At 41.3% G+C, this 20,554-nt stretch carries 30 protein-coding genes; 2 read left to right on the top strand and 28 right to left on the bottom strand.

Annotated features, from left to right (window positions below):
* Position 1: 1 nt before the first annotated feature.
* Genes secY through rpsL form a run of 26 tightly spaced genes read right to left on the bottom strand, consistent with a single transcriptional unit; the run spans position 2 to position 14,983 of the window.
* Entirely contained in the window at positions 2–1,351 is a 1,350-nt protein-coding gene (gene secY / locus ACY2LT_RS08275) for a preprotein translocase subunit SecY (RefSeq protein WP_491815078.1), read from the bottom strand.
* A complete protein-coding gene (gene rplO, locus ACY2LT_RS08270; protein WP_491815077.1) occupies positions 1,344–1,802 on the bottom strand; it encodes a 50S ribosomal protein L15 in 459 nt (152 codons plus the stop codon). The genes secY and rplO overlap by 8 nt, the downstream gene beginning before the upstream one ends.
* A gap of 11 nt (positions 1,803–1,813) precedes the next feature.
* The gene (gene rpmD, locus ACY2LT_RS08265) at positions 1,814–1,999 is read right to left on the bottom strand and encodes a 50S ribosomal protein L30 (RefSeq protein ID WP_491815076.1); all 186 of its coding nucleotides are present in this window, start codon (positions 1,997–1,999) and stop codon (positions 1,814–1,816) included.
* Positions 2,000–2,050: 51 nt separating this feature from the next.
* Positions 2,051–2,554, bottom strand: coding sequence for a 30S ribosomal protein S5 (gene rpsE / locus ACY2LT_RS08260; protein WP_491815074.1), 504 nt, complete (start codon positions 2,552–2,554; stop codon positions 2,051–2,053).
* 30 nt (positions 2,555–2,584) lie between these two features.
* Positions 2,585–2,956 carry a 50S ribosomal protein L18 gene (rplR, locus tag ACY2LT_RS08255; protein WP_491815073.1) on the bottom strand — a complete coding sequence of 124 codons (372 nt, stop codon included), beginning with the start codon at positions 2,954–2,956 and terminating at the stop codon, positions 2,585–2,587.
* A gap of 39 nt (positions 2,957–2,995) precedes the next feature.
* On the bottom strand, positions 2,996–3,535 hold the full coding sequence (gene rplF, locus ACY2LT_RS08250; RefSeq protein WP_491815071.1) for a 50S ribosomal protein L6: 540 nt from the start codon (positions 3,533–3,535) through the stop codon (positions 2,996–2,998).
* A 22-nt stretch (positions 3,536–3,557) separates the two neighbouring features.
* Positions 3,558–3,953, bottom strand: a complete 396-nt coding sequence (rpsH, locus tag ACY2LT_RS08245) for a 30S ribosomal protein S8 (protein ID WP_491815069.1) — start codon at positions 3,951–3,953, stop codon at positions 3,558–3,560.
* A gap of 19 nt (positions 3,954–3,972) precedes the next feature.
* Positions 3,973–4,242 (bottom strand): 30S ribosomal protein S14, encoded by a 270-nt coding sequence (rpsN, locus tag ACY2LT_RS08240; protein ID WP_491815068.1) that lies wholly within the window; start codon positions 4,240–4,242, stop codon positions 3,973–3,975.
* Positions 4,243–4,251: 9 nt separating this feature from the next.
* Positions 4,252–4,914 carry a 50S ribosomal protein L5 gene (rplE, locus tag ACY2LT_RS08235; RefSeq protein ID WP_491815067.1) on the bottom strand — a complete coding sequence of 221 codons (663 nt, stop codon included), beginning with the start codon at positions 4,912–4,914 and terminating at the stop codon, positions 4,252–4,254.
* 21 nt (positions 4,915–4,935) lie between these two features.
* Positions 4,936–5,259 (bottom strand): 50S ribosomal protein L24, encoded by a 324-nt coding sequence (rplX, locus tag ACY2LT_RS08230; protein WP_491815066.1) that lies wholly within the window; start codon positions 5,257–5,259, stop codon positions 4,936–4,938.
* A gap of 10 nt (positions 5,260–5,269) precedes the next feature.
* Positions 5,270–5,638 (bottom strand): 50S ribosomal protein L14, encoded by a 369-nt coding sequence (gene rplN, locus ACY2LT_RS08225; RefSeq protein ID WP_491815065.1) that lies wholly within the window; start codon positions 5,636–5,638, stop codon positions 5,270–5,272.
* Positions 5,639–5,655: 17 nt separating this feature from the next.
* On the bottom strand, positions 5,656–5,934 hold the full coding sequence (rpsQ, locus tag ACY2LT_RS08220; RefSeq protein WP_491815064.1) for a 30S ribosomal protein S17: 279 nt from the start codon (positions 5,932–5,934) through the stop codon (positions 5,656–5,658).
* 10 nt (positions 5,935–5,944) lie between these two features.
* Entirely contained in the window at positions 5,945–6,151 is a 207-nt protein-coding gene (gene rpmC, locus ACY2LT_RS08215; RefSeq protein WP_491815062.1) for a 50S ribosomal protein L29, read from the bottom strand.
* Positions 6,138–6,569, bottom strand: coding sequence for a 50S ribosomal protein L16 (gene rplP / locus ACY2LT_RS08210; RefSeq protein WP_491815061.1), 432 nt, complete (start codon positions 6,567–6,569; stop codon positions 6,138–6,140). Before rplP ends, rpmC begins: the two co-directional genes overlap by 14 nt.
* A 25-nt stretch (positions 6,570–6,594) precedes the next feature.
* A complete protein-coding gene (gene rpsC / locus ACY2LT_RS08205; RefSeq protein WP_491815060.1) occupies positions 6,595–7,230 on the bottom strand; it encodes a 30S ribosomal protein S3 in 636 nt (211 codons plus the stop codon).
* Positions 7,231–7,250: 20 nt separating this feature from the next.
* A complete protein-coding gene (gene rplV / locus ACY2LT_RS08200; protein WP_491815059.1) occupies positions 7,251–7,604 on the bottom strand; it encodes a 50S ribosomal protein L22 in 354 nt (117 codons plus the stop codon).
* A gap of 10 nt (positions 7,605–7,614) precedes the next feature.
* The gene (rpsS, locus tag ACY2LT_RS08195) at positions 7,615–7,896 is read right to left on the bottom strand and encodes a 30S ribosomal protein S19 (RefSeq protein ID WP_491815057.1); all 282 of its coding nucleotides are present in this window, start codon (positions 7,894–7,896) and stop codon (positions 7,615–7,617) included.
* A gap of 16 nt (positions 7,897–7,912) precedes the next feature.
* On the bottom strand, positions 7,913–8,752 hold the full coding sequence (rplB, locus tag ACY2LT_RS08190) for a 50S ribosomal protein L2 (RefSeq protein ID WP_491815056.1): 840 nt from the start codon (positions 8,750–8,752) through the stop codon (positions 7,913–7,915).
* Between the two features lie 27 nt (positions 8,753–8,779).
* On the bottom strand, positions 8,780–9,079 hold the full coding sequence (rplW, locus tag ACY2LT_RS08185) for a 50S ribosomal protein L23 (protein WP_491815054.1): 300 nt from the start codon (positions 9,077–9,079) through the stop codon (positions 8,780–8,782).
* Between the two features lie 15 nt (positions 9,080–9,094).
* On the bottom strand, positions 9,095–9,721 hold the full coding sequence (gene rplD / locus ACY2LT_RS08180; protein WP_491815053.1) for a 50S ribosomal protein L4: 627 nt from the start codon (positions 9,719–9,721) through the stop codon (positions 9,095–9,097).
* A 12-nt stretch (positions 9,722–9,733) separates the two neighbouring features.
* Complete coding sequence (gene rplC, locus ACY2LT_RS08175; protein WP_491815052.1) at positions 9,734–10,357, bottom strand: 50S ribosomal protein L3; 624 nt, start codon at positions 10,355–10,357, stop codon at positions 9,734–9,736.
* A gap of 14 nt (positions 10,358–10,371) precedes the next feature.
* Complete coding sequence (rpsJ, locus tag ACY2LT_RS08170) at positions 10,372–10,680, bottom strand: 30S ribosomal protein S10 (protein WP_491815051.1); 309 nt, start codon at positions 10,678–10,680, stop codon at positions 10,372–10,374.
* A 37-nt stretch (positions 10,681–10,717) separates the two neighbouring features.
* Positions 10,718–11,929, bottom strand: coding sequence for an elongation factor Tu (tuf, locus tag ACY2LT_RS08165; RefSeq protein WP_491815050.1), 1,212 nt, complete (start codon positions 11,927–11,929; stop codon positions 10,718–10,720).
* A 51-nt stretch (positions 11,930–11,980) separates the two neighbouring features.
* Positions 11,981–14,038: an elongation factor G gene (fusA, locus tag ACY2LT_RS08160; RefSeq protein WP_491815049.1), complete on the bottom strand. Its 2,058-nt coding sequence runs from the start codon at positions 14,036–14,038 to the stop codon at positions 11,981–11,983.
* A 47-nt stretch (positions 14,039–14,085) separates the two neighbouring features.
* Positions 14,086–14,553 carry a 30S ribosomal protein S7 gene (rpsG, locus tag ACY2LT_RS08155; protein ID WP_491815048.1) on the bottom strand — a complete coding sequence of 156 codons (468 nt, stop codon included), beginning with the start codon at positions 14,551–14,553 and terminating at the stop codon, positions 14,086–14,088.
* Positions 14,554–14,581: 28 nt separating this feature from the next.
* Positions 14,582–14,983, bottom strand: a complete 402-nt coding sequence (rpsL, locus tag ACY2LT_RS08150; protein WP_491815047.1) for a 30S ribosomal protein S12 — start codon at positions 14,981–14,983, stop codon at positions 14,582–14,584.
* 364 nt (positions 14,984–15,347) lie between these two features.
* Here rpsL and ACY2LT_RS08145 point away from each other — a divergent pair, with 364 nt between their 5' ends.
* Both ACY2LT_RS08145 and ACY2LT_RS08140 read left to right on the top strand, forming a co-directional pair.
* The gene (locus tag ACY2LT_RS08145; protein WP_491815046.1) at positions 15,348–16,130 is read left to right on the top strand and encodes a restriction endonuclease; all 783 of its coding nucleotides are present in this window, start codon (positions 15,348–15,350) and stop codon (positions 16,128–16,130) included.
* 95 nt (positions 16,131–16,225) lie between these two features.
* Positions 16,226–17,260, top strand: coding sequence for a site-specific DNA-methyltransferase (locus tag ACY2LT_RS08140; protein WP_491816787.1), 1,035 nt, complete (start codon positions 16,226–16,228; stop codon positions 17,258–17,260).
* Between the two features lie 95 nt (positions 17,261–17,355).
* Here ACY2LT_RS08140 and ACY2LT_RS08135 read toward each other — a convergent pair whose 3' ends face one another.
* Together ACY2LT_RS08135 and ACY2LT_RS08130 are read right to left on the bottom strand one after the other, a co-directional pair.
* Positions 17,356–18,879 carry an NADH-quinone oxidoreductase subunit N gene (locus tag ACY2LT_RS08135; protein ID WP_491815045.1) on the bottom strand — a complete coding sequence of 508 codons (1,524 nt, stop codon included), beginning with the start codon at positions 18,877–18,879 and terminating at the stop codon, positions 17,356–17,358.
* Positions 18,880–18,914: 35 nt separating this feature from the next.
* Positions 18,915–20,546: a complex I subunit 4 family protein gene (locus tag ACY2LT_RS08130; protein ID WP_491815043.1), complete on the bottom strand. Its 1,632-nt coding sequence runs from the start codon at positions 20,544–20,546 to the stop codon at positions 18,915–18,917.
* Positions 20,547–20,554 lie beyond the last annotated feature (8 nt).

Here is a 20,554-nt window from a genome sequence, read left to right as displayed (position 1 = left end):
ATTAGAAACCACCTGCTCCAACTCTTCCTCTGATTCTACCGCTTTTCATAAATCCGTCGTAATGACGCATAAGCAAGTGAGATTCGATTTGCTGCAAGGTGTCGAGAGCAACGCCAACAACGATAAGCAGGGAAGTGCCGCCGAAGAACTGAGCAAATCCCATACTTAGATTAAATATGTTTGTAACAAATGTTGGCAAAATTGCAATTAACCCCAGGAAAATCGAGCCGGGAAGAGTGATTCTTGTAAGAATAGAATCAATATATTCAACAGTATGCTGACCGGGACGAATACCGGGGATAAATCCACCTTGTTTTTTCATATTGTCTGCGATATCTTTCGGGTTGAAGATAATCGCGGTATAGAAATAAGTAAAGAGAACAATCAAAGTAAAATAAAGTATAGCATAAACAAACGAATCATAGTGGAAAAGTTGAGCTAATGTTATGATAAATTTACTTTCAGGGAAAAAGCTAAGAATAGTATTTGGGATAAACATAAGAGCTTGCGCAAAGATAATCGGCATCACACCGGCAGTATTTACACGAAGTGGAATATACTGGGTAGTGCCACCGTAAACTTTGCGTCCCACCTGACGTTTAGCATATTGAACGGGTATTCTGCGGGCACCTTGAGTAACGAGGACAACAGCTGCGATAATAAATACAAGCATAGTAATCACAACAATCTCAACGAGCCAATGTCTGGAACCTGCTTGAATAAGCAGCCATTCTTGCCATAGAGAGGCAGGCAGACGAGCAATAATACCGATAAAGATGATAAGCGAGATACCGTTACCGATACCGCGTTCGGTAATTTGTTCGCCGAGCCACATCATAAAGACAGTGCCAGCAGTAAGTAAGAAGATAGTAGAGATAGTAAAGAGAAATCCACTATCAGGAACGACAGGCACACCGCCAGCAGTTTGCTGGTAAGCAAGTTTAATACTTAAACTCCAGCCTTGGAGTGCTGAAATAACGACAGTGCCAAGTCGAGTATATTGATTAATCTTACGTCGTCCTTCTTCGCCTTCCTTTTGCATTTTTTGAATTTCAGGGATAACCACCCCGGCAAGCTGGAAGATAATCGAAGAAGTGATGTAGGGCATAATACCTAAAGCAAAAATTGCAGCGTTCGAGAACGCACCACCGACAAACAAATCGAAGAGACCGAAAAGGGTATTTGATGCAGCGTCTTGGTTAGAAATTGCAAGAGCGTGAACATCGATACCCGGAAGGGTGATGTGAGCACCCAACCGGATAACAATTAAAATACCCAAAGTGTAAAGAATTCGCTGACGAAGTTCTTCGATTTTGAAAATATTCTGTATAGTTTTAACAAAGTTAGCCATTGATTACCGCCTTGCCTCCAGCATTTTCAATCTTATTTTTAGCAGACTGAGAAAAAGCATGAGCGTGGACTTCGATAGAGGAGTGAAGTTCTCCACTACCTAATATTTTAAGTGGAACGCGGCTTTTCGAGATAATGCCTAATTCCAGAAGGGTATCGAAATTGACAGAGCCCGAAATTTTATTATCATCGATTAATTTTTGGAGCGTTCCAACATTAACGACTTGATATTCTACACGGAATCTGTTTGTAAAGCCGAATTTAGGTAGGCGTCTGTTGAGAGGCATTTGCCCGCCTTCGAAGAAACGAGGGATAACAGCGCCGCTTCTTGATTTTTGTCCTTTATGACCACGTGTAGCAGTGCCACCGTGCCCGGAGCCAGGACCGCGACCAATACGTTTCTTTTTATGTTTAGCGCCTTCGGCTACTTTTAGGTTACCAATGTGTTTCATTTTATTACTTCTTATTCTGAAACTTCTTCAACTTTAACTAAATGCTTAACAACATTAATCATCCCACGAGTTTGAGGGTTATCGGGGAGTATGTTACAATAATTTGGACGACCCAACCCGAGCGCCTTAATAGTGCGTTTTTGGTTTTCCAAGCACTTAATAATGCTACGAGTTTGAGTAATTTTTAATTTTTTCATATTAACTACCTTTAAAATACGCGCTAATATTAAACCAATGCAAAAAGCGAACTAACCGCGCACAACTTTTTCGACCGGGATACCGCGGCGAGCGGCGACCGATTCAGCACTTTCCATAGCGAGCAAGCCTTGGAGAGTAGCTTTGATAGAGTTGTGAGGGTTAGACGAACCGAGACTTTTAGTTAATACGTCTTGAACTCCAGCAAGTTCCAAAATAGCACGTACACCGCCGGCGGCGATAACGCCTGTACCGGGTGTAGCTGGGCGGATGAGCACCTTAGCCGCTCCGAATTTACCAATTACTTCGTGAGGAACGGTAGTTCCCTGTAATTGAACTTTATGAATATTCTTTTTAGCGGCTTCGGTAGCTTTCGTAACTGCATCTACTACTTCGCTTGCTTTACCCAAGCCATAGCCGACATGACCGTTACCATCGCCGACAACTACAATTGCCGAGAAGTTAAAACGACGTCCGCCTTTAACAACCTTAGCGGTTCTGCCGACGTAAACTAATTTGTCTCTTAATTCTAATTCTGATGCTTTAATCTTTGACACTTCTACTCCTCAGTTCTATTAGAACTTATCTTAAAAAATAAGACCGCCGTCGCGAGCTCCGTCTGCGAGTGCCTTTACACGACCGTGGTAGATGAAACCATTGCGGTCGAAAGTAACTTTGGTGATACCGGCAGCAAGAGCGCGTTTGGCTAATTCTGAACCAACAAATTTTGCAACTTCTGATTTCTTCATCTCGGGTTTGATTTTGGGAGCAATTTCTTTATCAATCGAGGATGCAGAAACCAGAGTTTTACCTTCGTCGTCGTTAATAAGTTGCGCATAGATATGAGTAAGGCTACGGAAGACGCTTAGGCGTGGGCGTTCGGCGGTTCCGTGAACCTTTTTACGGATGCGCAATTTACGACGGATTTTTCTTTCTTGCTTTATTCTTTGTTTTCTCATTTTAAACTCTTAAAACAAACATTGTTACATTACACAACATTATTTAGCAGAAGCTTTACCAGCTTTGCGGCGGATATATTCGCCTTCGTAGCGGATACCTTTGCCTTTGTATGGCTCAGGTGGACGAATAGAGCGAATTTTCGCAGCAACGAGCCCCAGAGTATTTTTGTCGATACTCGAAATTTTGATAGTAGTCGGGTTTGGAGCTTCAATAGTAACGTTATCGGGCGGTATGAACAAAATTGGATGAGAGTAGCCCATAGAGAGGAGCAGGTTTTTGCCTCTCATTTCAACTTTGTAGCCGACGCCTTCGATAAGCAGGGTGCGGGTAAATCCTTCTGTAACACCGACAATGCGGTTATAGACTTCTGCACGGGTAAGTCCGTGGAGTGCACGGATGTGTTTGAGGTCGTTTTGGCGGCTGAAAGTAAGGGTATTATTTTCGAGAGAATAGTCAATACCTTCGGGCAATCTAAAAGAAAGCTCGCCTTTTGGACCTTTAGCTGTAAGAAGTCTATCTTCGATTTTGACCTGAACTTTGTCAGGTATTTGTATAGGTTTTTTACCAATTCTGGACACGACAGGCTCTCCTTAAATTAGATTACCAAATTGAACAAATAAATTCGCCGCCAACGTTAAATTTTTTCGCATCTTTATCGGTGAGAACACCTTTGGAAGTCGAAATAATAGCGATACCGAGACCGTTTTTAATGCGTGGCAAATTATCGACCGACACGTAAATACGGCGTCCGGGTTTGCTGATACGTTTCATTTCGCGAATAGCAGGTTCGCGGTTATAATACTTCAAAGTAACTTTTATTTGATTTTGTACTTTGTCTTCGATAATTGCATAGTCTGCTATAAAGCCTTGATCTTTGAGGATACGGGCTATAGCGATTTTCAGCTTCGAAGCCGGTGCTGTAACAGTTTTATGACCAGCACGGCCGGCATTACGAATGCGTGTTAAAAAATCAGATATTTGATCTGTTACTGGCATAATTCCTACCATATTAATATCACCAACTGGCCTTACGAATACCTGGAATTTTTCCTTCCAGAGCTAATTGACGGAACATATTGCGGCAGAGACCGAATTTACGGTAGACGCCGCGACCACGTCCGCTGATAGAACAACGGTTGCGCAGACGTGTAGGCGAGCTATTACGGGGCAATTTTTGCAAGCCTTCCCAATCGCCGGCTGCTTTGAGAGCCTCGCGTTTAGCTTGGTATTTTTCTACCAGTCTGCGTCTTTTTTCGTTGCGCATTTTTACACTTACTTTAGACATAGTTCATTCTCAATCTTTTTTACGGAATGGAAAACCAAATTCTTGTAGTAATGCATACGACTCTTCGTCTGAGTGGGAACTCATTACGAAAGTAATATCGAGCCCACCGATTTTCGAAACTTTATCTACGTCGATTTCTGGGAAGATAATTTGCTCTTTGATACCGAGCGAATAATTTCCGCGTCCGTCGAAACCTTTTTCGCTAAATCCACGGAAGTCGCGAATACGTGGAGCAGCAATATTGATGAATCTGTCGAGGAATTCAAACATTCTTGCTCTTCTTAGCGTAACGGAAACACCGATTGGCATACCGGCGCGTAGTTTAAAGTTCGAAATAGCTTTTTTAGCTCTTCTTACCACAGGACGTTGTCCTGAGATAAGTTCGAGTTCGTTCATAGCACTTTGCAAAAGTTTCAAATCCTGAACAGCGTCGCCGATGCCCATATTGAGGCAAATTTTTTCGAGGCGAGGCACCTGCATAATTGACTTATAGTTAAATTTTTTCATCAATGCAGGCACAACTTGTTCCTTGTAGAAGGTAAACAGACGAGGAGTTGGGATTTGTTTGTCCTGTACCTCTTCGAGGCGTTTACCTTCGAAGGGGAAGTCTCCGCGTTTGCTTACGCCGGGTTTTGCAGGTGCTGCTGGTTTTTTAGTTGTTTTAGTTGCCATAATATCTATTACTGCCTAATATTATAAATCTTTATTATTAGTACGAGCAAAGCGAATAGTTTCTTTGCGACCGCCTTTAATTTCGTGGCGGATACCGATACGAGTTGGCTTTTTATCAGAATCGACGATCATTACGTTGGAGTAATGAATAGGCAATTCTTTCGATATAACACCACCGTTAGGGTATTGCTGATTGGGGCGAGTATGTTTTTTATGAACATTAACTTGTTCGACTAAGATTTTCATAGTTTTTGGGTAAACTTCCAATACTCTGCCGATTTTACCTTTGTCGTCGCCAGCAATAACTTGAACGGTGTCGCCTTTTTTAATTTTAAGTTTAGCCATAGTAGTCACCTTATAATACTTCCGGAGCGAGTGAAACAATTTTCATATAATTTTTTTCACGAAGCTCGCGGGCAACAGGACCGAAAATACGAGTTCCACGAGGTTCGCCTTTATCGTTCAGGATAACGGCTGCATTATCATCGAATCTGATGCAGGAGCCATCTTTGCGACGAATTTCTTTAGCGGTACGAACGATAACAGCTTTATGAACGCTACCTTTTTTGACGGGAGCACCGGGAATAGCGGCTTTGACGGAGACGACAACGAGGTCGCCAACAGTTGCGTATTTTTTGCCGTGACCGCCGAGCACTCTAATGCAGCGAATTTTTTTAGCACCGGAGTTATCAGCTACCGTCAAATTTGTTTCTTCTTGAATCATAGTTTATAACCCTTTAATTACTTAGCACGCTCAACAATTTTAAGTAATCTCCATCTTTTGCGAGCGCTTAGTGGGCGCTCTTCGATAATGCGGACAGTATCGCCTACGTGCGCTTCGTTATTTTCGTCGTGTGCCATATATTTTTTGGAGCGTTTAAAATACTTTTTATAAATTGGATGAGCAACCTGGCGTTCAACCATCACAACGATAGATTTTTCCGGTTTATCGGAGACTACTTTGCCGGTAAGAATTCTCTTACGCGATTTAACTTCTTGTTCAACAGTCTGAATTTCCATTGCTTATCCTTTAAATTTTGGCATTACGACGTTCAGTTAAAATAGTATTGATACGGGCGATATCTTTGCGAAGAATTTTGAGATAAGCCGTATCTTGCAACTGCTTAAGAGAGTGCTGGAATCTTTGTTTAACAAGAGTTTCCTGCGACTCTTGGAGCAAACGCACAAGTTCGCTATCGGTTAGCTCCCTTAGGTCTTTTGCTTTACGTGGTTTCATTATAAGCCAAATCTATACGTGTTACAAATTTCGTTTTTATTGGTAACTTATGCGACGCGAGTCTGAGTGCTTCCTGGGCAGCTTCGCGGGAGACGCCATCGACTTCGAAGAGGATTCTGCCAGGGCGAACAGCTGCTACCCAACCTTCCGGGCTACCTTTACCGCTACCTTGACGAGTTTCGGCAGGTTTTTTGGTGTAAGGTTTATCTGGAAAGATTCTAATCCACACTTTACCGTCGCGTTTTAGATATCTATTGATAGCAATACGAGCGGCTTCGATTTGGCGGTTGGTAATCCAGTGTTCTTCTAATGCTTTCAAGCCGTATGCTCCGAAAGCGACCAGATGTCCACGGTTGGAGTTACCACGCATAACGCCGCGTTGCGCTTTACGATATCTTATTCTCTTTGGTGATAACATTTTATCTAACTCACTTAATAATTAACTATGATTGTTTGCCGATTATTTCTCCGCGGAATATCCAGACTTTAATACCGATAGCACCGTAGATAGTGTGTGCAGTAGCAGTACCGTAGTCGATATCCGCACGAAGAGTGTGCAATGGAATACGTCCTTCTTTGTATTGCTCGGTGCGAGCCATTTCAGCGCCGCCCAAGCGGCCGGAACACATCACACGAATACCTTGGGCGCCCATTCTCATCGAGGAAGAAACAGCTTGTTTCATAGCGCGACGGAATGAGATTCTGCCTTCGAGTTGTTGTGCAATATTTTCAGCAACGAGAAGAGCATCAAGTTCTGGGCGTTTAATTTCGTGTATAAGAATTTTAACGTCTTTGCCCGTAATTTTCTTGAGTTCTTCTTCTAATTGAGTAATATCTTTACCCGAACGGCCTATAATTTGACCCGGACGAGAAGTAAATATCGTAATACGAAGTTGTTTCGCAGTGCGTTCAACAAGGATGCGGGAGACGCCGGCTTTCTTTTTGCGGTTGCGGATATAGTTACGAACGTTAATGTCTTCTGTAAGTTTTTCAGCGACATTTTTTTCGTCGAACCAATTAGCGTCCCAACTTCTTATAATACCGAGCCTAAGGCCTATTGGATTAGTTTTCTGTCCCAATTTATACTCCTTAATTAATACTATTCTTTTGCTTCGACAACAATTGTAAGATGATTAGAGCGTTTACGCATTCTGTAAGCACGTCCCATAGGGGCGGGCAGAATTCTTTTCATTGTTGGTCCGCAATCAACGTAAGCACGGCTGACAACGATATTTTCGTCCGAGACGTTAATACCTTCTTCTTTTGCTTTTTGGTTCAGGTTAGCAAGTGCTGAACGGAGAACCATTTCAGCGTCGCGGCTTGCGAGCTTTTTGTTGAAACGCAAAATCGTCAGAGCTTCCATTGCTTTTTTGCCACGAATGAGGTCAATAAGCAATCTCATTTTGCGTGGTGATGAGTGAATATATTTTTTTTGTGCTCTTGCTTCCATCATTTATCTCCAACTATTTCTTCTTAGCTTCTTTACGGTTGCCTGCGTGTCCGCGGAAAATACGCGTAGGAGCGAATTCGCCGAGTTTATGACCGACCATATTTTCGGTAACATAAACGGGGACGAAATTTTTTCCGTTATGGACAGCAACAGTGTGCCCAACAAAATCTGGTGTTATAGTAGAAGCTCGCGACCACGTTTTAACTACTTGCTTTTTTTTGGTTTCGTTCAAATCATTAATTTTTTTAAGTAATTTAAAATGAACGAAAACACCTTTTTTTAATGAACGAGCCATATTACATTAGTCCTTACTATTTCTTATTACGAGAACGAACAATATATTTCGATGAATGCTTGCGTTTTTTACGGGTTTTAAGCCCTTTTGCAATTTGACCCCAAGGCGAGCGAGGATGTTGGCGACCGCCGCCGGATTTTGAACGCCCTTCGCCACCGCCCATTGGGTGGTCGATTGGGTTCATAGCCATACCGCGAGTTTGAGGTCTGATACCTAACCAACGGCTTCTACCGGCTTTGCCGAGCAGAATATTTTCGTGGTCTGAGTTGCTTACAACACCCAAAGTAGCATAGCATTTGCTTGGCACCATACGAATTTCGCCGGATGGCATTTTCAGGTGAGCAAATTTGCCGTCGATAGCAAGCAATTGAACGCTAGAGCCAGCGCTGCGAGCGATTTGACCGCCTTTGCCTGGTTTAAGTTCGACGTTATGAACGAACAGACCGACAGGAATCTTGTATAATGGAAGAGCGTTTCCATCTTTGAATTCAGCGTCTGGTCCGGTTTGGATAACGTCGCCGACTTTAAGTTTGTCGGGAGCGATAATATAACGGCGTTCACCATCTTCGTAGCGGACTAAAGCAATTCTTGCAGTGCGGTTTGGGTCGTATTCGATAGTTTCGACAACGGCATTGATACCGATTTTATTTCTTTTGAAATCGATAATTCTGTATCTGCGTTTATGCCCACCGCCACGATGACGAGAAGTAATTCTACCGGTATTATTTCTACCACCAGTTTTTTTGAGAGTTGTAGTAAGTGGTTTATAAGGTTTATCGGTAGTGATTTCGGCGAAATCAGAAACCGAGTAGAACCTTGTTCCGGGTGTTATTGGTTTTAATACTCTAATTCCCATTTTAGTTTCATCATTAATTTAATAATATTATTCTTCAACCGGTCCGGAGACTAATTCAATTGATTGTCCCTCTTTCAATGTAACGTAAGCCTTTTTGATATTAGGCGTACGACCACGCATAAGACCGCGACGAGTTAGACGAATTTTATTCTTTCCTTTAATATTCACGGTGCGAACGCTAATAACATCGACTTCGAACATTTCTTCGATAGCTTTTTTAATTTCGATTTTATTAGCTTTTGGGTCCACGGCGAACACGTATTGGCGAGCGCTCGCAAGCTTCATAGCTTTTTCCGTGATAACCGGTCTTTTTATTATCTGCAACATAGTTAATCGTTTCCATTAATTATTGAATGTCTTTTGAATTGGCTCAACAGCGCCTTTAAAAAGAACAATCTTTTTATGCTTTAAAATATCGTAAGTAGATATTTTGTCAGCAGGTGCAACTTCGACTTTAGGTATATTCCGGGCGGACATATACAATTTATAGTCTGGCTGAGGAAGAAGGAGCAAAGTCGAAGCACCGTCTAATTGCAAATTTTTGAGAATTTGAGCCATTGATTTAGTCTTAATTTCGTCGAACGAGAAGTCTTCGACGACCATAAGATTATTTTCTTTTGCGCGCAAGGATAGAGCAGATTTCCTTGCAAGGCGTTTAATTTTCTTGGGCAGTTTCATTTCGAAAACTGTTGGTTTAGGACCGTGAATAGTGCCACCACCAACCCAGAGAGGAGAGCGGGTCGATCCAGCACGAGCGGTACCACGACCTTTTTGTCTCCAAGGTTTTTTGCCGCCGCCGGACACTTCTGAGCGAAGCTTAGTTTTTCTTGTGCCTTGACGATGGTTTGCAAGATATTGAACAACAGCAAGATGCATTGCATGTTCATTTGGTTCGACAGCGAATACATCATCGGGGAGTTCAATCTGCCCAGATTTTTGACCATCTTTTGTATATACATCTACAAGCATTTTACTTTAGCCTTATTGCTTTATAATTTCTAATAAAGTTTTTGGAGCGCCCGGAACACTACCTTTGACAAGTAGCAGATTTTTTTCCGGGATAACATCAATTACTTCTAAGTTGCGAACCGTAGCACGCTTACCACCCATACGACCAGCCATTCTCAGTCCGCGGAATACGCGTGATGGATAGGACGACGAGCCGATTGAACCTGGGTGGCGAACTCTATCTGATTGACCGTGTGTTGTCATACCGACACCACCGAAATGATGGCGTTTTACAACACCCTGGAAGCCACGACCTTTGCTTGTTCCGCTGATACGGATTTTATCACCTTTTGCGAATTGCTCGACAGTAAGCACATCGCCAACGTTGAGTTCGCGTTGAAATTCGCGAAATTCTTTCAAAAATCTTTTAGGTTCGACGCCGGCTTTCTTAAAATGACCGAGCAAAGGTTTATTAGTTCTATTTTCTTTTTTATCAACGAAGCCCACCTGGACAGCTTTGTAGCCGTCGCGTTCAGGAGTGCGAACAAGCACCACAGGGCAAGGTCCAGCTTCGATAACAGTAACCGGTATTGATTTTCCGTCCTCTGTCAATACAGATGTCATTCCGAGTTTCATTCCTAAAATTGCTGATTTCATCCTTAACTCCTACATTAAACCTTAACTTCAACATCTACACCAGCAGGTATTTCAAGTTTCATAAGAGCATCGATAGTTTTTTGAGTAGAGCTAAAAATATCGATAAGTCTCTTATGAATTCTTGTTTCGAATTGCTCACGGGATTTTTTATCAACGTGAGGGGAACGATTAACTGTATAGACAGTGCGACGGGTAGGCAGTGGTATCGGACCTGATACCACTGCACCGGTCTGTTTAACTGTGCGAACAATTCTTTCAGTTGATTTATCAATCAGATTGTGGTCAAATGATTTTAGTTTTATTCTTATTCTTTGTGTTGCCACTTTACTATTCCTCAAACTATCCTAAATTAGGAACAAATTATTCAATAATTTTAGTTACAACGCCAGCACCAACTGTACGGCCGCCTTCGCGGATAGCGAAACGAAGACCTTCTTCCATAGCGATTGGAGTAATGAGTTCGATTTCTAAGTTGTCTAAGTTATCGCCAGGCATAACCATTTCAACACCAGCTGGCAGATGGAGCGAACCAGTTACGTCAGTTGTACGGAAATAGAATTGTGGGCGGTAACCGTTGAAGAATGGAGTATGACGACCGCCTTCTTCCTTCTTCAATACGTAAACCTGAGCGTTGAATTTGTGGTGAGGAGTGATTGAACCTGGTTTTGCAATAACCATACCGCGTTCGATTTCTTTCTTTTCGATACCGCGGAGGAGAAGACCAACGTTATCACCAGCAACGCCTTCATCAAGAAGTTTGCGGAACATTTCAACGCCAGTACAAGTAGTTTTCTTATGCAAGCCGAAGCCAACGATTTCAACTTCTTCGGAAACTTTGATAACGCCGCGGTCGATACGACCAGTAGCAACAGTACCACGGCCAGTAATTGAGAACACGTCTTCGACAGGCATCAAGAAAGGTTTATCAACATCACGTTGAGGAGTTGGGATGTAGCTATCAACAGCATCCATAAGTTCGTAGATGCATTGCAGACGTGGGTCGTCGGCGCCGACACTTGAGTCTGAGCCAGCATCCAATGCTTTCAATGCAGAACCGCGAATAATAGGAATTTCGTCGCCAGGGAATTCATATTGCGAAAGAAGTTCGCGAAGTTCCATTTCGACGAGGTCTAAAAGTTCTGGGTCAGCAATATCAACTTTGTTAAGGAAAACAACTATTCTTGGAACGCCAACTTGGCGAGCAAGCAAGATGTGTTCACGAGTTTGAGGCATAGGACCGTCAGTAGCAGCGCAAACAAGGATTGCACCGTCCATCTGAGCAGCACCAGTAATCATGTTTTTAACGTAGTCAGCGTGACCAGGGCAGTCAACGTGAGCGTAGTGACGTTTTTCAGTTTCGTATTCAACGTGAGCAGTAGCGATCGTGATCCCGCGTGCTCTTTCTTCTGGTGCGTTGTCGATCGAATCGAAGGTACGAACTTCGCCTTTGTTTAATTTTTTGTAGAGTGCCATTGTGATAGCAGCAGTAAGAGTAGTCTTACCGTGGTCAACGTGGCCGATTGTTCCAACGTTAACGTGTGGTTTGGAACGATCAAATTTTTCTTTAGCCATTTTTAGCTCCTAAAATTTTGAACTACATTAGTTAATAAATTTATAAAAAAATCAATAGTTTCCATTTTTTTGCAATGCCGGTTCGTAGTGCGAAAACGTCATCGAATAAACTGCGCGACCTTGGCTGAGCGAACGCAGTTTGGTTACATAACCGAACATTTCAGAGAGCGGAGCTAAGCAATTGACCACTTGCATCGTCCCTCTTTGCGAAATGCCTTCGATTCGTCCTCGCCTTGAGTTCATATCTGAAATAATATCGCCTACATATTCTTCGGGCGACACTACTTCAACTTTGAACACCGGTTCGAGCAATACGGGGTTGGCTTGACGAACTGCATCTTTGACTGCGATAGAAGCAGCAATTTTGTATGCAACATCGGTCGATTCGCCTTCCACGTATCTTGAATCGATTAGCCTTACTTCAACATCAACCATCGGGTACCCGTTCGGACCAATATTAAGTGCCTCACGGGCGCCTTGTTGAAGTGCGATTGCGTATAATTCGTCGAGAGCTTTCTTCGGGATTTCGTTTTTGACTACAATACCAGAACCCTGGGCACCTGGGGCAACAATCAATTTAACATAACCAAACTGATTTTTGCCACCTGTAGATTTATCGAAAAGCCCTTCCTGCTCAACTTCTCTGGAAATAGTTTCGCGATAAGCAACCATTGGTTTGCCGACACGGGCAGCAACGTTAAACTCACGCAGCAACCGATCGACTATAATTTCCAGATGAAGCTCACCTACACCGCTGATGATAATTTGCCCGCTTTCCTCGTCGAATTTATAACGGAACGTTGGGTCTTCGTCGGCAAGTTTTTCGAGCGCTTCGAGCAGTTTATCCTGGTCAGCAAGTGTTTTAGCTTCGATGGACTGGTTAATAACAGGTTCAGAAAAGCGAATTTTTTCAAAAAGAATTGGCTTTTGCTGATCGCAAAGCGTATCACCTGTTTTTGTAAACCGAAGTCCCGGTATAGCTACGATATCACCTGCTGATGCTTGCTGGATTTCTTCGCGGCGATTAGCATAAAGTTTGAGAATTTTCAGAATTTTTTCTTTTTTGTCGGCTCCGGGATTATATTTAGCTTCACCAACTTTCAGAACGCCGGAGTAAATTCTCACGATACAGACGCGTCCGACGTAAGGATCGACCAACACTTTGAACGCAAGAGCCGAGAAAGGTTCATCATCTTTCGGAAGGCGAACAATTTTCTTTTCTGCATCTTTAATATCGAAGCCGCTTGCCGGTTCAATTTCATCAGGAGAAGGCAGGTAATCGATAATGGCTTCAATCAGTGGTTGCACACCAACATTTTTGAGCGACGCACCTACCAGAACCGGGATAGCTTTCAGTTCGAGAACGCCTTTTTTGAGAGCGGCTTTAAGTTCATCTTCCGAAATATCATCGCCGTTAAGATATTTTTCCACAAGCACATCATCCAGTTCGGCAATTTTTTCGACCATAATTTGTCTCATTTCTTCGGCTTTTTGTTTGTAATCTTCAGGAATATCACCTTCGGAGAAAACAGAGCCGTGAGATTCATAGTCGAAGAAGACAGCTTTCATTTTCATTAGGTCGATAACACCCGAGAAGCCATCTTCGGAGCCGATTGGGATTTCAACTGCAATGGGGTTAGCGCCCAAGCGTTGCCGCATCATATCGAGGACGCGGTAGAAATCGGCGCCCATACGGTCCATTTTATTAACGAACGCAATACGTGGGACGCGATATTCATCAGCTTGGTGCCAGACAGTTTCGCTTTGTGGTTCTACGCCGCCGACAGCACAGAAAATGGCAACAGCACCGTCTAAAACACGGAGAGAACGTTGGACTTCGGCAGTAAAATCAACGTGGCCGGGAGTATCGATTATGTTGATAACATAATCTTTCCAGAAGACAGGAGTGCAAGCGGACATAATAGTGATGCCGCGTTCTTTTTCCTGCTCCATATAGTCCATAAAGGCAGTGCCTTCGTCGACTTCACCGAGTTTATGCAGGTAACCGGAATAGAAGAGAATTCTTTCGGTGGTAGTAGTTTTACCTGCATCGATGTGAGCCATTATTCCAATGTTTCTTATTTTTGATTTGTCGGTTTCAGTCGGCATAGTTACACGCAATCAGGCTAACAAATTGACAAAGAACGAAAATAGGATTACCATTTAAAGTGAGCGAAAGCTTTATTAGCTTCAGCCATTCTATGAGTATCTTCACGTTTTTTCACAGCGGAGCCTTCTCCACGAGAAGCTGCCATAATTTCAGCGGCAAGGCGTTGAGCCATAGAGTGATCGCGGCGAGCTTTGGCATAGGTTTTGAGCCAGCGGATAGCCAAAGCGATACGACGTTCTTCGCGAACATCTACGGGCACCTGATAAGTTGCACCGCCGACACGACGGGAACGCACTTCCACCAAAGGAGCCACATTTTGCATAGCTTTGTGGAACACTTCGAGTGGATTTTGCTTAGCTCGTTCTTCGATAATACTGAAAGCATCATAAACGATGCTACGAGCCGTGCTTTTCTTGCCCTGGAGCATTATGCAATTGATAAACTTAGAAACGACAGGATCCCCGAATTTTGGATCCGGTATCATTGGACGTTTTTCTGCTCTTCTTTTTCTCATATCAAACTCTTAATAAACATATCCATTATTATTTTTTACCTGCAGCAGCGGGTCCTTTTGCTTTCGGTCTCTTAGCACCGTATTTAGAGCGACCTTGCTTGCGACCATCAACACCTTGTGTATCGGCTGTACCACGAATTATGTGATAACGAACACCGGGCAAGTCCTTTACTCTGCCACCGCGAACATAAACGATGGAGTGTTCCTGAAGGTTATGACCTTCGCCCGGGATATAAGCAGTAACTTCGATTTGATTAGACAGCCTAACACGTGCCACTTTTCTTAATGCTGAATTAGGTTTTTTAGGCGTAGTTGTATAAACGCGAGTGCATACACCGCGTCTTTGCGGGCAAGATTGCAAAGCGGGCGATTTACTCTTGTAAACTACCTTTTTACGCCCTTTTCGTATTAACTGACTTATTGTTGGCACTCAAAAGTCTCCATTTTTTTATTACTTTTTAACAATTTACTCTCATAGAGCTGACAAAACTATAAAAAAAAATATTTCTTTCCAAATAAATTTTTGATTTTTTTAAATTTATGCGAATTATTTATAAATTTTTTAGTAATTTTTTACAGGAATTATTTTTTTCGAAAAAGGAACTTGATTTTTAAATAATAAATTAAATTGTTTTTGAAAATTAATTTTTATAAATAATTTATATGATGAATGATGAATGTCGAATTCGGATCATTATTTGATATTTGTTGAAGAGTTATAAAATCATTAATTTGTGTAATTATTTATTAGTATTTTTTAAGATGTTCATATATCCTTTTTGTAATAATATTTTATGAATTACTGGACTGAAATAAGTATTGAATTAGCTAATCAAAAAGCATATCTTGATGAGTTATTTGCAGTTTATCCAACGATTCCCGAAGGAATAAGGAAAATTGATAATTCTGTATGGAATTCAATTGAGATATCCTTTAATAATAAAGATAATATTTCATTAATAAAAGATCTTTTAAAACTTAACCTATTTCCAATTAAAGATAGTTATGTTTCATATTTGAGAAGAGACCCTTCGGCAATTGAACGAAATCCTAAAACTATCAACAGGCTATGCGGACGTTTATATGAAATGGGATTAGACAGGATTTATGAACGTTGTAGTGAACCAAAAGAAACAAATCGACAAATTGGACCATTTTTCAGACGGTGGCTTAATTCAAAAGCATTAGGTTTAGAACCTGTTCCTATCGATAAATTTATTGAAAACGATGAAGATGCAATCTTATCTGGAAGCGACAATCAACTAATGGAATTTGCGAGTAAGCATTTAAACTATAATCATACAAAAGGTTTGGATTTGGTTTGTCGCTTCAATGGTAAATATGTAATCGGAGAAGCAAAATTCTTAACTGATTTTGGTGGTCATCAAAATGCACAATTTAATGATGCAATTAGTATGTTGCAAACACCAGCAGTTAAGGCAATAAAAGTAGCAATTCTTGATGGAGTTGTTTACATAAAAGGTAAAAATAAAATGTATCGTGATATTTCAACAAAATATAATAATCTAAATATTATGAGTTGTTTAGTATTAAGGGATTTTTTATATCAATTATGATTTTAGAATATAAAAATAAGAAATCAGATAAAGAAATATTTAACAGAATACCTGATGTTGAATATGAAATAGTAAATTCGTGTAGCAAAAAAAATATGCTTTTTTTATCTGATAATTTAAAAGCACTAAAATATTTAATTACAAAGGCTAATTTAAGTGGTAAAATTGATCTTATTTACATAGATCCACCATTTTCAACAAACAATATTTTTACTTTGACTGACGAAAGAGCTAACTCTATAAGTAACTCAACAAATGGGAAAATAGCATATAAAGATAAATTATTAGGTTCTGATTTTATCGAATTCCTGCGAGAGAGACTAATTCTGCTAAAAATGCTACTATCAGATCAGGGGTCGATTTATCTTCATACTGATTATAAAATTGGTCCTTACGTTAAAGTAATTATGGATGAAATATTTGGTATCGATAATTTTCGTAACGATATTACACGTATTAAGTGTAATCCCAAAAACTTTTACAGAAAAGCTTATGGCAATATAAAAGACTTAATTTTGTTTTATTCAAAAAGTGATAAATTAATCTGGAACGAACCGAGAATTCCTTATTCAGAAACAGATAAAATCAAATTATTCTCTAAAATTGATAAAAATGGGAGACGATACACTACTATTCCACTTCACGCACCTGGTGAGACAAAAAATGGCAATACTGCTTTACCTTTTAAGGGAATATTACCACCACCTGGTCGTCACTGGAGAAGCGACATTCTTACATTAGAGAAATGGGACGAGTCTGGATTAATAGAATGGAGCGAGCGTGGTAATCCAAGAAAAATCATCTATCTTGATGAAATGCAGGGCAAAAGAATGCAGGATATATGGGATTTTAAGGATCCACAATATCCTGTTTATCCAACTGAGAAGAACTTTGATATGTTAGATTTAATTATTAAAACTTCTTCAAATCCGGATAGCATTGTTTTAGATTGCTTTGCAGGTTCAGGAACAACTTTAAAAGCTGCTCATTTAAATGGTAGGAATTGGATAGGCATAGATAATTCTGAGGAAGCAATTAAAATATCTCTTAAAAAATTAGAACTATTGGAAGAAAATTTATTTGAATCTAAAGTTGAATTTAATTATTACCGTGAAATAACAAGTTCATGAGATATATTTATTATATCTGAAGACTTGAAATATACAAAAAGAGGCGAACAAACATTCGCCTCTTTGAATTATCAATAATGCTATTATAATTTGAATTATTTTCCGATGAACATCAGAACTGAACTTTTTGCCCAGAATACTAACGGCGACCAGAATATACCATAATAGAGAGTAGGGATTGCAAAAGCATAAACGAGCAATTGAGCGTAGATAGAGTATTTCAACGGTGCTGAATTGCTATCGACTCCACGCAACCACATATTTCTGAAAACTTTTGCATAATATGCCAGCGACACAACAGAGTTGAGAACGCCGATGACAGCAAGCCATATCAAGTTGGAATTAACCACTGCCTGAAAAATATATAATTTGCCAACAAATCCGGCAGTTGGTGGCAAGCCTGTCAGCGAAACAAGGAAAATTGCCATTGCTGTTCCGAGCAATGGAGAACGGTAGCCGAGCCCGTTATAATCTTCGAGTTCTTCGCTTCCGATTTCGTTAGCAATAAGCTGAATAACGTAGAAAGCGCCGAAATTCATTAAAAGATAAGTAAAGAAATAGATCATCACAGCGAGGTATCCGCCTTCTGTCATTACGGTAACGCCCATAAGCATATAGCCAGCGTGAGCAATACTCGAATAGGCAAGCATACGCTTAACGTTAGTTTGCCAGAGAGCCACAAGATTGCCGATAGTCATCGAAAGCACCGAGAGAACGGCAACGATAAACTTCCAATCAATAGATGAAACTACTGCCCACACTTGCGAGCCGGCAGTTGCAGGATCGATAAATCCGGCTTTAAGAAAACGCATAAATACTGCAAAGCCGGCAGCTTTGGAAGCAACGGACAAGTAGGCTGTAATCGCAACAGGCGCCCCTTCGTAAACATCCGGAGTCCAGAAATGGAAAGGAACAGCAGAAATTTTATATCCAAAACCGACTAATACCAAAAGCGATGCAACGGCAAGAGGCAAAACTGGTCCTTGGTACTGAGCAAGGAAAGAATTAATCTGGAAAAGACTCATAGTTCCGGTAAGTCCGTATAAGATAGAAATACCGTAAATCATCAAACCAGAAGCCAAAGCACCATAGATAACATATTTCAGGGATGCTTCGCTTGCACGTTTAATTTCTTTGGTGTAGCCAGCAAGCACATAAGAGCTTAGCGACATTGTTTCCAAAGCCAGATAGATCAAAATTAAATTGCCAGCACTCGAAATAACGAACATACCGAGAGTCATTCCAAGAATGAGCGTATAATATTCGCCCATAGTGCGGTCGGATTTATTCAGTTCGTTCGAGAAGAACGAAATGAGCACAACCGCAAATCCAGAGATGAGGAAAATATATTTAAAGAAAGTGCTGAATGGGTCGAACACATACATTTGCCAGAAGCCAAATGAAGTATTTGCCGGGCTAAGAATCATAAAGATTGCAGCGGCAGCAAATCCGAGCAAAGCAACAACACCGGTAATGTATTTTGACTTCTGAAAAATCAGATCAACAATAACAAGCAAGACAAAAGCAATAGCTAAAATAAGTTCGGGAGCGAACAGGATAAGGCTACGCTTGAGGTCTGCTACGTATTGTCCGATAAATAAAGAAAGTAAGCTGTCCATATATTTGTCTTAATTATTATTACTCAAACGAAAAATTACATACCGGCGAACTGACCACCGATTTTAACAATTTCAACAAGGTGATTAACCGATGAAGTCATCAAATTAACAACAGCGCCGGGGAACACACCGAGATAGATCACAACGATAGCAAGAGGAACAAGAGCGGCAAGCTCTATACCTTTGATGTCGTCGTGCTTGTATTCTTTGCCGGTTGGGTCCCAAGGTCCGCTCCAACGTTCAGGCAATTTGCCGAAGAACATTCTTTGGAGAGCCCAGAGCATATAAGCAGCGCCAAGGACAACACCGAGAGCGGAAATAACTGTAAGAACCGGATAAGTAGCAAAAGCACCGAGGAAAACGAGAGCTTCGCTGATAAATCCGCTTAGTCCGGGCAAACCAATAGCGGCAAAGAAAGCAATCGCCATAATTCCGGTGTAAACAGGCATTTTGTTAGCAAGCCCACCGAATTCGTCGAGGCCACGGGTGTGGGCACGGTCGTAAATGACGCCCACAATCATAAAGAGCATAGCAGTGATGGTGCCGTGGTTGAACATCTGGAATATTGCGCCCGTAAGCCCATTAGAGTTGAGAGCGGAGATACCGAGCATAACGTAACCCATATGAGAAACGGAGGAATAAGCGATAAGTTTTTTCAAGTCGCGTTTTCCAACTTTATGTTGTCCCAAAGCACACAATGCACCATAAATGATGCTCACCATACCGATGAATGCAATATAGTTATTGAAATAAGCAACTGCTTCGGGGAAAATAGGCCAAGCGATGCGAAGCATACCATAAGTTCCCATTTTCAGCAACACTCCAGCCAGAATAACTGAAATAGGCGTTGGTGCTTCAACGTGAGCATCCGGCAACCAAGTGTGGAACGGAACGGTAGGCACTTTGATAGCAAAACCTACGAATAATGCAACAAAAGCAACAAGCCTCCAGGTAGTCTGGAAACCAGAGAAAATTTCACCGGGCTTGAAGTTTGCCGGGTTCATCATATCAAGCAGGTTGAACGAACCAACCGAGAAATACAGCCCAATCATTACCAAAAGCATAAAGACCGAGCCAAACAAAGTATAGATAAAGAACTTAATGGCTGCATATTCTTTGCGTGGACCACCCCAGATACCGATTAAGAAATACATCGGCAGGAGCATAAGTTCCCAGAAAACGTAGAAAAGGAAGAAATCCAGAGCAACGAAAACGCCCATCATACCCAAATCGAGCAGAAGATACATCATAAAGTAACCTTTATGGGCTTTCTTGATGCTCCAGGAGGAGAAAGTTGCAACAAAGCAAATAAGTGCAGTAAGCAACACCATCGGAGCGCTCAAGCCATCGATGCCGATAAAGTATTCGATATTCAAGTCTCCGAAAAGTGGCAAACCTTTCACGCTAATCCACTTAACTTTTTCGACGAACTGGAAACTGTTCGGGTCGTTTACTCCGACTAAATCTGTTCGGAAATTAGCATAAATCAGCAGAGCAACAACTAATTGGATAAAGGTAATTCCAACAGTAACCCAGCGTAACAGATTAATAGATGTTTCTTTTGATTTTTCGTCTTTGCCTGATGGAATAGCAAGAAGAATCAACATTCCAAGCAAAGGTAGAAATGTAATAAATGTAAGCGGACCTATTCCGAAAATAGTGAACATTAATCCTC

The sequence above is a fragment of the Eximiradius proteiniborus genome, assembly GCF_058546985.1.
Note: the sequence above shows the minus strand (reverse complement) of the source record. Positions and strands in the feature narration are given on the sequence as shown.

Excerpts from the sequence above, each read along its gene's own strand:
- rpmC (WP_491815062.1), bottom strand. The coding sequence starts at position 6,151 with ATGAAACCACGTAAAGCAAAAGACCTAAGGGAGCTAACCGATAGCGAA.
- rplE (WP_491815067.1), bottom strand. The coding sequence starts at position 4,914 with ATGGCAACTAAAACAACTAAAAAACCAGCAGCACCTGCAAAACCCGGC.
- rpmD (WP_491815076.1), bottom strand. The coding sequence starts at position 1,999 with ATGAAAAAATTAAAAATTACTCAAACTCGTAGCATTATTAAGTGCTTG.
- rpsH (WP_491815069.1), bottom strand. The coding sequence starts at position 3,953 with ATGCCAGTAACAGATCAAATATCTGATTTTTTAACACGCATTCGTAAT.
- rplR (WP_491815073.1), bottom strand. The coding sequence starts at position 2,956 with ATGAGAAAACAAAGAATAAAGCAAGAAAGAAAAATCCGTCGTAAATTG.
- rplO (WP_491815077.1), bottom strand. The coding sequence starts at position 1,802 with ATGAAACACATTGGTAACCTAAAAGTAGCCGAAGGCGCTAAACATAAA.
- rplB (WP_491815056.1), bottom strand. The coding sequence starts at position 8,752 with ATGGGAATTAGAGTATTAAAACCAATAACACCCGGAACAAGGTTCTAC.
- fusA (WP_491815049.1), bottom strand. The coding sequence starts at position 14,038 with ATGCCGACTGAAACCGACAAATCAAAAATAAGAAACATTGGAATAATG.
- rpsS (WP_491815057.1), bottom strand. The coding sequence starts at position 7,896 with ATGGCTCGTTCATTAAAAAAAGGTGTTTTCGTTCATTTTAAATTACTT.
- ACY2LT_RS08140 (WP_491816787.1), top strand. The coding sequence starts at position 16,226 with ATGCTTTTTTTATCTGATAATTTAAAAGCACTAAAATATTTAATTACA.
- rplN (WP_491815065.1), bottom strand. The coding sequence starts at position 5,638 with ATGATTCAAGAAGAAACAAATTTGACGGTAGCTGATAACTCCGGTGCT.
- rplX (WP_491815066.1), bottom strand. The coding sequence starts at position 5,259 with ATGGCTAAACTTAAAATTAAAAAAGGCGACACCGTTCAAGTTATTGCT.
- rplD (WP_491815053.1), bottom strand. The coding sequence starts at position 9,721 with ATGCTTGTAGATGTATATACAAAAGATGGTCAAAAATCTGGGCAGATT.
- rpsG (WP_491815048.1), bottom strand. The coding sequence starts at position 14,553 with ATGAGAAAAAGAAGAGCAGAAAAACGTCCAATGATACCGGATCCAAAA.
- secY (WP_491815078.1), bottom strand. The coding sequence starts at position 1,351 with ATGGCTAACTTTGTTAAAACTATACAGAATATTTTCAAAATCGAAGAA.
- rpsN (WP_491815068.1), bottom strand. The coding sequence starts at position 4,242 with ATGTCTAAAGTAAGTGTAAAAATGCGCAACGAAAAAAGACGCAGACTG.
- tuf (WP_491815050.1), bottom strand. The coding sequence starts at position 11,929 with ATGGCTAAAGAAAAATTTGATCGTTCCAAACCACACGTTAACGTTGGA.
- ACY2LT_RS08130 (WP_491815043.1), bottom strand. The coding sequence starts at position 20,546 with ATGTTCACTATTTTCGGAATAGGTCCGCTTACATTTATTACATTTCTA.
- rpsQ (WP_491815064.1), bottom strand. The coding sequence starts at position 5,934 with ATGGAAATTCAGACTGTTGAACAAGAAGTTAAATCGCGTAAGAGAATT.
- ACY2LT_RS08145 (WP_491815046.1), top strand. The coding sequence starts at position 15,348 with ATGAATTACTGGACTGAAATAAGTATTGAATTAGCTAATCAAAAAGCA.
- ACY2LT_RS08135 (WP_491815045.1), bottom strand. The coding sequence starts at position 18,879 with ATGGACAGCTTACTTTCTTTATTTATCGGACAATACGTAGCAGACCTC.
- rplC (WP_491815052.1), bottom strand. The coding sequence starts at position 10,357 with ATGAAATCAGCAATTTTAGGAATGAAACTCGGAATGACATCTGTATTG.
- rplP (WP_491815061.1), bottom strand. The coding sequence starts at position 6,569 with ATGTTATCACCAAAGAGAATAAGATATCGTAAAGCGCAACGCGGCGTT.
- rplV (WP_491815059.1), bottom strand. The coding sequence starts at position 7,604 with ATGATGGAAGCAAGAGCACAAAAAAAATATATTCACTCATCACCACGC.
- rplW (WP_491815054.1), bottom strand. The coding sequence starts at position 9,079 with ATGTTGCAGATAATAAAAAGACCGGTTATCACGGAAAAAGCTATGAAG.